We start from the raw sequence: 10747 nt of genomic DNA, 5'->3' as shown, positions 1-10747 counted from the left end.
TAGTTCACGAAGCATAACTTTCTGTCGCATAACGTAAATTATCGTAAATGTCACGTGAATTTTCGTAAATATAGGGTGTTTGAGTGTAAATATAATTCATGCTAATTTACGTTTAATTTACGGCAATTTATGTTCCAAAATATATGCGCCGCCTTTTTTATGTAAGCACTCAAATTATGGCTTAAATTAGAAATAAGTAACTTCGCTGCTGAATTTAAAACATTGAATTATGTACAGCAGTGAAGATTTGGAACATTTTCGATAAGAGATGAGCAAAGCAAGCTTGCTTGGACTTTGCCATGACGAGAAAATGTATAAAGAGATTCTATTTCCAGTACCAGACGGAGGCTGTGACGAAGGGGCAGAGATGGCTGCTACTTATCATAGCATCATCGGTACAGTTAAGATGCAGGGACGGTCTGCCTGGGAATACCTCGGTAAGTTTTTTACTAAAAGTCTGATTAAGCGAGTAGAATCAAGCTTGTTTGAATTCTTGAGCGTGAGGACTTTATCTAATGTATTTAACGGTTGCAGGGATTTTTTCAGCCTGCGACCAGATGTAAGCACTCAATTTCTTCAGAGGAATATTGTATGAATCGAATTACCTTTACACTGCAAAACATAAAAATACGATTATGGTATTTCGCTTATGTATTCAGCAGACTTATAGAGGGTGAGAAGGGCTACGAAAAGCTTCTCCCCAGTGCAGTCGCACGGTAAATTCAAATAAACAAAAGTTAAAACAAAAATAATCAATGGCTCTCCAGCCCCTGTTTATAAGGGGTTGGAAGTGGTTGAGTGCTTACTTATGATACATCGAAATAATCAAAGTTACATAACAGCCTTTGTCGAAGGCTATATCTGTGCCATTATAGGTGAGCGGATGACAATCGCTAAGGTATCAGAGGCAGAACTTGATAATGCAAAGCATTCGGCAGAAAAGTATGTAGAGTTTCAAATCGAGCGTTCTAATTTCTCGGACGAGGAAAAGAAAGGGATGAAGAATGACTATAAGCTTTGGGCAGAATCTGCATTGCAAGGTATGAAAAAGCGATTACGTGATAGTGGTAGATTACTATGATGCGCCAGCCGACAAACAATCGCAATTCTATTGTTAGCACTTAAATTAGTTTTTAAATTAGAAAGAACTAACTTTCGATAAGTCATGAACAAAGCAAGCTTGCTTTTAAATTGTTGAGCGAAGAATTTTCGTGCCAACGAGAGCAGAGCCAAACTTGTTTAAGCTATGCCGAGTGCAGCCGAAAATCACTTGTGTGTAAAATGTATGAAATACTTAATAAACAAGTGAAGATAACTCAATGTATAGGCACTTGCAAGAGTGCCTATACAAAGGGCTATGCCCTAAATTGAGTACTAATTAATTGCCGTAGGCAACGCAAGCACTTAAATTAGAAAAAGTATCACATCAAAAAACAAACTAAAATACCATGAAGAATATAATTGCTGTTATTTGGGATTTTGACAAAACCCTTGTTGATGGATATATGCAAGATCCTATATTTGAGGAATACCATGTTGATGCCTCTGAATTTTGGAAAGAAGTCAATGCCCTTCCTGAGAAATATATGAAAGAACAAGGTGTCAAGGTGAATAGAGATCTCATATATCTGAATCAGTTTATTAATGATGCGAAGCCAGGAGGACGTTTTGCAGGTTTGGACAACAAGAAGTTGTTAAGCTATGGTGAGAAACTTAAGTTTTACCCAGGTGTTCCGGAAATCTTCGAAAAGACAAAACATCTCTTGGATGACGACACGCTCTGTGGTGAGTATAATATTAAAGTAGAACATTATATTGTAAGTACTGGTTTTGCCCAAGTTATTAAAGGTTCGGCTCTCAAGGATTATGTCTCAGGGGTATGGGGATGTGAGCTTATTGAGAATCGTGATTATGAGAACAATCCATATATAAGCGAAATAGCTTATACAATAGACAATACAAGTAAGACAAAGGCAATTTTTGAGATAAACAAAGGCGCTCATGACGACCATAAGGTTGATGTAAATGTGAAAATGAATTTAGACCAGCGAAGAGTTGACTTCAAGAATATGATTTACATAGCCGATGGTCCAAGTGATGTCCCTGCTTTTTCTGTCATAAAAGGACGTGGGGGAGCAACTTTTGCGATTTATCCTCATGGCAACATGTCTGCATTTAAACAAGTCGAAAAACTTCGTCAAGATGACCGTATTGATATGTTTGCAGAGGCAGATTATAGAGATAACACTACTGCCAACATGTGGATATGCAATAAAATTCAAGAATTTGCAGAAAGAATAAAAGAGCATGAAAAGGCAAAATTGCAGAATACAAATACAACGCCAAAGCACCTTGTATAGTTAAATAATTAATTCGAGTACTTGAAGAAAAAAGACATAAGAATGTATAAAACAATTGAAATAAAAGACATTATAGGATCTTTCTGTGACATAATGTCTTACCAGTTAAGTATCGATATGAATGACGTGAGAAAAGTAATGAGTATCGTAAATGAAGAAGATGACTTTATTACAACTGTTTTCACTCATAAGGCAATATGTCGTGTAAATGAACTTTTAGGAATAGACGTTGATGACAACAGTAATTTGATATCCCCTGATGAGACTATTCGTAATGAGTTTATCAGAGAGTATTACCGTGTAGATTCCTCAACCCGTACCATTGTATCAGAAGTTATAAGAGAATATATAAAGAAATGAAAGGTTATAAAATCTTCCTTGATACTGTACATGGATATATTTCTGTACCAAATGATTATTGTGAAAAGTTTGTAGATACAGCAAATTTTCAACGTTTGCGTAGGATAGAGCAGTTATCTTCCCGTTCGTTATATCCATGTGCTCGCCATGACCGTTTCGTTCATTCCATTGGTGTGTTTCATATTGGAAAAAGGCTTTTGGATACGATCATGTGTGACAATGAAAAATTGGATAAAAGTCTAATGCAGTCATTTCTTATAGCATGTCTGCTTCACGATGTTGGTCACTCTCCGTTTTCTCATACATTAGAGAGTTGTTTTGGTAGCACGTCCGATTTGTTTGACGTTTATAAGTCATATCTTGTAGAAGGTGGGATAGAAGACCAACCACTCCAAAAACTTGATGTAACTCAAACGGATGTAAAACAACATGAAATTATGTCAGCTCTTCTATGTGTAACTACATATAAGGATGCTATACTATCATTAAATGGCGACCCTGCATTGGTTGGAAGAATGATAATGGGTTTTCAATATATAGATGATTCAAAATCATTAGAAAATTGTTTTATATCCCTATTGCATGGAGATGTTATTGATGCCGATAAACTTGACTATATCTGTAGGGACAAATGGTCTTCTGGTTATCAGAACAACTCAGTTGATGTTGAGAGGATTATTAAGTCTGTAAAATTGTACAGGGATAAAGATGGGAAATATAGAATCGTTTATTTGAAAAATGCTTTGTATGATATACAGAGTATGATGGATAACAAGAATTTTCAAAGTAATTGGGTATTCAAACATCATCAGGTTATATATGAACAGAAAATTTTCAAGGATGCTGTTCAAGAATTAGTGAAGAGTTTAGGCAAAGAAGTCAAGAAGGAGCAGTTGTTTAATTATCGCTCTTTCTTTGAAAAAGTTCAAGTTTGTGATGGCGTTTCTGTTTATATGTTATCAGATGATGATATAATCCATCTGATGAAGAGTCATCATGAGAATATACCTCATTTTAATGAATGGTTTTCACGCTCATATGAATATGTTCCATTATGGAAAACATATTCAGAACTTATTGCTATATTGGGTAATGATTTGAGTAATTATTTATTGAATGATGTTGGAGAGGTGTATGATAAGATTGAGAATTTTTTACGGAACAAGTTTCATGTGAAAGTGTTTACTCTTGAAAGTACGCCATCAATGAAAAGTGTAAAACAAGGTCAAGTTTATTTAATGTATGGAGACAATTTGATTGTTGATTTTACTGAATTAGGTATGCCCCAAGCAGATACTACATATAATAATAAAACATTCAAGTATGTTTTCATTGAAAGAACCTTGTTTGAAAAAGAAGAAATCAATCGAGAAAACATTGTTCTAATGATTGTGAATTTTTTGAATGAAATCAAACATCCTCATTAGAAATACGATATATAGGCACTTGCAAAAGTGCCTATATAAAGGGCTATGCCCTAAATTGAGTACTAACTAGGATACGGTAAAACTGATTTTTTGATATAAAACAAAAATTATGGGACCATTTGATAGAGAAATTATAGGTTATGTAGATAGCAAGCCTGATGATGTATGTCAGGAGTTTGAGTTAATAGGATATGTAAGTAAGTTCCCTGACTATGATGAGGATAGGGCTGCATACGATATCGCTATGTTGGTAAAAGATGGGTTGCTTAGTTATGATGAGAATAGTAAAGAGATAAAACTTACGCCTAAGGCAAAGCGACCTGCGGTGCCTATTCCACCTAGACAAAATTAAAGGATAGAAATAATACCATACAGTTTTTTTTAGAGTATGAAAATAAAGAGAATCACATTGAAGAACTTCAGACTATTGAAAGACTTTTCGATAGAATTGCAAGATAAGCTATCGTTGATAGTGGGCAAGAATAATGTAGGAAAGACATCGCTCTTGGTGGCTCTGGATAAGTTTATCAATGGTGGAGGCGACCAAAAGAAGCGAATTCGCTACAATGACTTCAACCTGGATTTTCAGCAGGAAATAGAGTTGCTGCTGGAGGGGCCGATGATTGCTGAAAATGATTATAAAGAAAGAAGCATCAGTCTGCGCATCTTCTGTGAATTCTCCGATATGGACAGCCTAGACAATATAGGTAACAAGATACTGACAAACCTGGAAGATGCGAATAACTACTTCGCTTTGGGCTTTGACTATGTGCTGACATACGATGGTTACAAGCGAATGCGGGATGACTTCGCAGAGCAGAAAGCCAAGTATGACGAGGCACATAAAGCGGAAAAGGAAAAACCGACATTCGATAAGAGAGACTATCTGGAACATCGCCAAGAACGATTCTTTACGATAATCAGGAAATCGGTTCACGTGGAGAAAAAGGATATGTCTCTTGATGAGAAACGCTTCGTAAACATCAGCCAACTGCAAGGGTTCAGACTAGACGATATTATATCGTTTGAGTTTATCAGTGCCAGAAGGAGTGTAGATAATCGTGAACTAGATCATACCTTGTCGGGACAAACCTCGCGACTGTATGAGGCTCAGGAAATGAGTGAAGAGAATGAAAAGGCAAGAGAAGATTTCTTGTCGAGCCTGCGTGATACTGACAAGGTGCTGTCTGACATATACAAAGATATGTTTGACGATGTGATAGGCACCGTGGCCAGACTCGGAGGCATGAAGAAGGAAGAAACCATCATCAAGGTCATCTCCACACTGCAACATAGGGAACTGCTGAAAGGTAATACCACCGTGGTATATGAACATGGTAGCAGAGACTTACCAGAGAACTATAATGGTTTGGGCTACATGAACTTGATCAGTATTATCTTCGAGATAAAACTGATAGTTGAGAAGATGAAACGCGCAACAAAACGCAGGCCTGCGGACATCAATCTGCTGTTCATCGAAGAACCTGAAGCTCATACTCACCCACAGATGCAGTATGTGTTTATCAAGAACATCAAGGCACTAATTGACGAGGGTATCAAGGGGAAAAACGGCAAGGTGGCACTGCAAACGGTCATTTCTACCCACTCACCTCATATACTGGCAGACTGCGATTTTGATGACATCAAATATCTCAGAAGAGAGCAGGGCCAAAATGCTGTGGTATCAAAGAACATCAGCGAGCTGAAGACCCTCTATGACGGTGATAACCATAAGTACTATCGTTTCTTGCGTCAATATCTGACAGTGATGAACAGCGAGTTGTTTTTTGCAGACAAGGCCATATTTATTGAAGGCGATACAGAACGCATATTGATGCCCCTGATGATGAGAAAAGTGGATGAAGATAACCAGCCTGGCAAGGAAAAAAATGAGGTGAACCTGCTGTCGCAGAATATTTCGGTGCTGCCCATTGGTGCTCATTCTCACATCTTCGAAAAGTTCTTCCAGTTTATTGGATTGGAGAAGTTGCTGGTGGTGACAGATATTGACATCTGCGAGGCAGAGGGACACCACAAGAAATGCATGTATGACAGTACGAAGGAGCAAGTCACGTCAAATAAAGCTCTGAAACATTATTTCGGGAATGACAAGAAGATAGCTGACTATGTTGGAATGTCGGACGACCAGAAATTACTGAAATGGGATGAGACACAGGGCAAATTGAAACCTACGACAGACGGCAATGTGATGGTGAGCTATGAGACCCCTGAAGGAGGCTATCAGCCACGAAGTTTTGAGGATGCTTTCTTCCAGATGAATGCAGACTTCATGGCTAATAGCAGCATTGATGAAACTGCATTGGATGTCAAAGCTTTGGAGCAATTTAAGAACGATAAAGATGCCTATGCACTAGCTGAGGGTGTTGGAAGTAAATCGGCTTTGGCTGCAGAGTTGATACTGGCAGAGACGAAGGAAAGTAAATGGCAAGTGCCCACATACATCAAGAACGGATTGTTATGGCTACGGAAATAGAGCAGATAATAAAGCACATCAAAGATGGACATCACTTCTTGTTGAGTGGAGGTGCTGGTAGCGGCAAGACCTACACGTTGATACAAGTCATCAGATGGCTGATAGAGGAATACCCTACAGCCCTGATAGCTTGCGTGACCTATACCAATGCGGCAGTAAGGGAGATTGAGAATCGTGTGAACCACGATAATCTACGCGTATCAACGATACACGACTTTCTGTGGGACAGCATCAGTAATTTTCAAAACGAACTGCGAGAAACCGTATTGGAGCTCATAAGAAGTGAGGCAATAAAGGTAAGCGGAGTGGAAACTAAAGATGTGGGCGATGACTTCTTTGTGAAAGAGGGTGAATTACTTGATATTCAATATAAGGAGTATCTTCGACCGGCAGAGGGCATCATTTCGCATGACGAGGTGCTGCTGGTGGCAGAACGGATGTTTGAGAAATACCCGAAGCTGAGGGAAGTGATAAAAGGCACGTATCCATTTATCTTGGTGGACGAGTATCAGGACACGAGTCCCAAGGTGGTGAAAATCCTTCTGGAAACAATACAGGAAGAAGGATCTGCAAGGAAATGCATCATTGGATTCTTTGGCGATGCTATGCAGTCAATCTATGATGACGGTGTGGGAGATATAGATGCATACAAGGCACCAACTGGAGCAGTGTATGAGGTGAAGAAGGAACAAAACAGACGTTCACCACAGGCAGTGATTGATCTGGCTAATAAGATAAGGCTTGATGACCTGACACAGAGACCATCAGACGATGTGAATGCACCTAATATGAAAGACGGTAAGATAAAAAAAGGAAGGGCGCTCTTCCTCTATGACAACAATCCCGACGAATCAAATCTGCAGATGGTAATAGACTGGCTGAAGGCAAATGAGGGATGGGCATTTGATGATTCAGGCAAAGTGAAGGAACTGAACCTGACGCATAGGCTTATTGCTGAGAAGACTGGATTTCAGACATTGATGGCTATCCACAGAGGGGATGAAATCCTGAAATACAGAGACAGGGTGAAGGCGTATGTGAAGGAGCATCCTATGAATACAGAGGGCAAGACACTTGGCGATGTAGCCAAGGAGTTGCTTGATGGTTGTACTACGGATAGGGGACGCAAAAAAGTTAAGCCAACCAATAGTCAGCAGACATATATTGACGCTCACAAGTTAGACTATGAATACCTAATGGCTCGGAGCTATGATGAAGTCGCGAAGATGTATGTGGACAGCGACCAACTGATAGATGATAAGAAGCAGAGTGAAGACGAAGAGAGCAAGACTGGCTCGAAACGATCGGAACTTGTGAAGCATCTGATGAAGATAGAACGCTGTATATACCTATATAAGACGAACGAAGTAGCTGATTTTCTGCACAACACGGAAAAAGAGATACTGACTAATGGCGACCTGAAGACGCTGCACAACGATATCGAAGAGCTTGTGAATGTAGGTGATAAGACCATCGGCGAGATTATAGAACTGGCAGATGAGAAGGGCATCGTTAAGAAAGATGACTCGCTAGAGCGTTATAAGGAGCGTTGTGGTTATGTATTCGATCGGGTTATGAAAGTGCCTTATACAGAGGTGCAACACCTGTATCGCTATTTGGAGGGGATGACGCCGTTCTCGACCCAGCATAGGACAAAAGGAGCGGAATTTGACAATGTGTTGGTGATTATGGATAATGGGCAATGGAGACTTTATAACTTTGAACGACTGTTCACAGCTACAGGTAAAGAGCTAGAAGATAATGTGGTAAGAAGATCAAGGAAGATTTTCTATGTGTGCTGCACACGTGCCAAAGAGAATCTGGCTGTTTACTATAACAGTCCTTCAGATGAAGTGCTGAAGGTAGCGGTAGAGTGGTTTGGAAACGATAATGTAAAGAAGTTGCCATAACAGAGGGTTGTTGATATAAATAGATGGGACAGATTTTTAATGCTTTCAAGGCATACTTAGTAAATCATCCAAATAGATGAGATCTTAAACCGACTTTAGGGTCCAAGTTCGTAAGCACTCAATTGCTTCCGAGGCATTTTGCATGAACTAAGTTACCTTTGCACTGCAAAACATAAAAATACAATTATGGCAAGCGGTGAAGATTTTAAAAGGATAATGAAACTTTATAAGCCGCTGGCTGAAATGGAAAGGCAGGACTTTATAAATACGATAACTGAGCTTAAGACTATGATAAGCAGCCTTAGGCTTACGATTGATACGCTTCGTCAGACGATAAACTCGCAGAACGCTACGATAGCATCGTTGCAGAAGTCAATGGATAGGCTTCAGAGTGCATACGACAAGGCTGTCAAGGAGCGTGATGCTTGCAAATCAGCAGACTTATAGAGGGTGAGAAGAACTACGAAAAGCTTCTCCCCAGTGCTGTCGCACGGTAAATTCAAACAAACAAAAGTAAAAACAAAAAAATCAATGGCTCTCCAGCCCCTGTTTATAAGGGGTTGGAAGCAATTGAGTGCTTACCGTCCTATATAGGTTAGGACAATATGTATAATAAAAATGAATAATAAGCAAAAAAGTAAAAGAATATTACTATTTGGTATTATATCTCAAGTTGTTACATTACTGCTTGGAATAATGCTCCCCAAATTATTAATTGGAGGTTTTGGTTCTGAAGTAAATGGATTGTTATCATCTATAAAACAAATCTTTGTTTATGTAGCATTGCTTGAAGCAGGTGTAGGTACTGCAGCACTACAAGCTATGTATGCACCTATAGCTAATGGTAATAAACAGAAAGCTTGTGAGATAATGGCTGCTACTGACTATTATTTTCGTCGTACAGGTTTTCTTTATGCTATAGCTGTTATATTGCTAGCATTAGGATATCCGTATATTTTTAATGTAGAGATTGATAATCTTACTGTTGCAATAATAATCCTTTTGCAGGGATCAGCAGGTGTTATTCGTTATTTTTTTCAGGGAAAGCTTGCTGTATTATTACGTGTTGATGGACGCAGTTATGTTACCACCAATATTCAGACAGTGGTTACTATTACTTCCTATACAGCGCAAATCGTTCTCATTTTACTCGGCTATAATATTATAGCAGTACAAATTGCATATTTTTTGACAAATTTATGCCAAATGCTATATATGACATGGTATGTAAAGAACAAATATCCATGGTTGGATTTTTCTGTAAGGCCAGATTTTTCAGCTCTATCTCAGAGTAAATTTGTAATTGTGCACCAATTATCTGGGCTTGTTTTTAATAATACAGATATGATAGTACTGACTTATTTTTGTGGTCTAAAGACAGTAAGTGTGTATGCTTTATATAGTTTGGTATTTAATAGCGTGGGAAATATAATTGATACCATGTGTAGTAGTGTAGAGCATATTCTCGGGCAAGCATTTAATTCAGATCGTCAGCGATTTATGCATTTACAAGAAGCCTACGAAACATACTATCTTGGATTTGCGTTCTCTCTCTTTACAATAGCTCTGATAATGGCGCCCTCTTTTATGTGTATTTATGCAGGAGATTTCACAGATGCTAACTATACGGATCCGTATTTACCTTATCTATTTGTAGCAGTTAATGTTTTGATGTATGCACGTCGTACATCTAGTCAGATAATAAATTTTGCAGGAACTTTCAAACAGACACAATGGCGTTCAATACTTGAAAGTGTAATTAATATAGTAGTAAGTCTTGTTATGGTTCAATATATAGGTATATATGGAGTATTAGTAGGGACTATAGTGGCACTTCTTTATAGAACTAATGATGTCATAATATATGCAAATTGGAACATTCTTAAGCGTATTCCATGGCAGACGTATAAGCGATGGACAATTAATCTTCTTGTAATTCTTACATTGTCTTTTGTAGCTAATTTAATACTGCCTGAAATTAATTCGTTTATAGCATGGTGTATCGTAACAATCGTAGTAGCTATCGTTACCGTATTGGCATTTTTGTTAATAGATACGCTATTTGATTATAAATCTTTCTTAACTGTAAAAAAAATAGTTATTTGAAAATAATAAGTTATTAATCGTTTGAGTATATGATTATTTACAACTCTATGATTTTCTTAGTTCTTATCCTATTGGCTACTACACGCACAA

The 10747-nt window shown here is 38.2% G+C and carries 9 protein-coding genes and 1 pseudogene; all 10 read left to right on the top strand.

Annotation, left to right across the window (positions count from 1 at the left end):
• Positions 1-346: 346 nt before the first annotated feature.
• Positions 347-595, top strand: a pseudogene (locus I6E38_RS08900) (hypothetical protein); the annotation flags it as partial.
• 213 nt (positions 596-808) lie between these two features.
• A complete protein-coding gene (locus I6E38_RS08895; RefSeq protein ID WP_235393643.1) occupies positions 809-1081 on the top strand; it encodes a hypothetical protein in 273 nt (90 codons plus the stop codon).
• Positions 1082-1448: 367 nt separating this feature from the next.
• Positions 1449-2360, top strand: coding sequence for an HAD family hydrolase (locus tag I6E38_RS08890; RefSeq protein ID WP_235393642.1), 912 nt, complete (start codon positions 1449-1451; stop codon positions 2358-2360).
• Between the two features lie 42 nt (positions 2361-2402).
• Positions 2403-2720 (top strand): hypothetical protein, encoded by a 318-nt coding sequence (locus tag I6E38_RS08885; RefSeq protein ID WP_235393641.1) that lies wholly within the window; start codon positions 2403-2405, stop codon positions 2718-2720.
• Positions 2717-4147, top strand: a complete 1431-nt coding sequence (locus I6E38_RS08880; protein ID WP_235393640.1) for an HD domain-containing protein — start codon at positions 2717-2719, stop codon at positions 4145-4147. The genes I6E38_RS08885 and I6E38_RS08880 overlap by 4 nt, the downstream gene beginning before the upstream one ends.
• A gap of 109 nt (positions 4148-4256) precedes the next feature.
• Positions 4257-4499 carry a hypothetical protein gene (locus tag I6E38_RS08875; RefSeq protein ID WP_235393639.1) on the top strand — a complete coding sequence of 81 codons (243 nt, stop codon included), beginning with the start codon at positions 4257-4259 and terminating at the stop codon, positions 4497-4499.
• Positions 4500-4535: 36 nt separating this feature from the next.
• A complete protein-coding gene (locus I6E38_RS08870) occupies positions 4536-6641 on the top strand; it encodes an ATP-dependent endonuclease (RefSeq protein ID WP_235393638.1) in 2106 nt (701 codons plus the stop codon).
• Positions 6626-8551 (top strand): ATP-dependent helicase, encoded by a 1926-nt coding sequence (locus I6E38_RS08865; RefSeq protein WP_235393637.1) that lies wholly within the window; start codon positions 6626-6628, stop codon positions 8549-8551. The genes I6E38_RS08870 and I6E38_RS08865 overlap by 16 nt, the downstream gene beginning before the upstream one ends.
• A gap of 216 nt (positions 8552-8767) precedes the next feature.
• Positions 8768-8998 carry a DUF3450 domain-containing protein gene (locus I6E38_RS08860; RefSeq protein WP_235393636.1) on the top strand — a complete coding sequence of 77 codons (231 nt, stop codon included), beginning with the start codon at positions 8768-8770 and terminating at the stop codon, positions 8996-8998.
• 171 nt (positions 8999-9169) lie between these two features.
• Positions 9170-10657 (top strand): lipopolysaccharide biosynthesis protein, encoded by a 1488-nt coding sequence (locus tag I6E38_RS08855; protein ID WP_235393635.1) that lies wholly within the window; start codon positions 9170-9172, stop codon positions 10655-10657.
• Positions 10658-10747 lie beyond the last annotated feature (90 nt).

This window comes from Leyella stercorea (assembly GCF_021531355.1).
Lineage (GTDB): Bacteria > Bacteroidota > Bacteroidia > Bacteroidales > Bacteroidaceae > Prevotella.
This window is presented reverse-complemented; position numbering and strand designations above follow the sequence as displayed.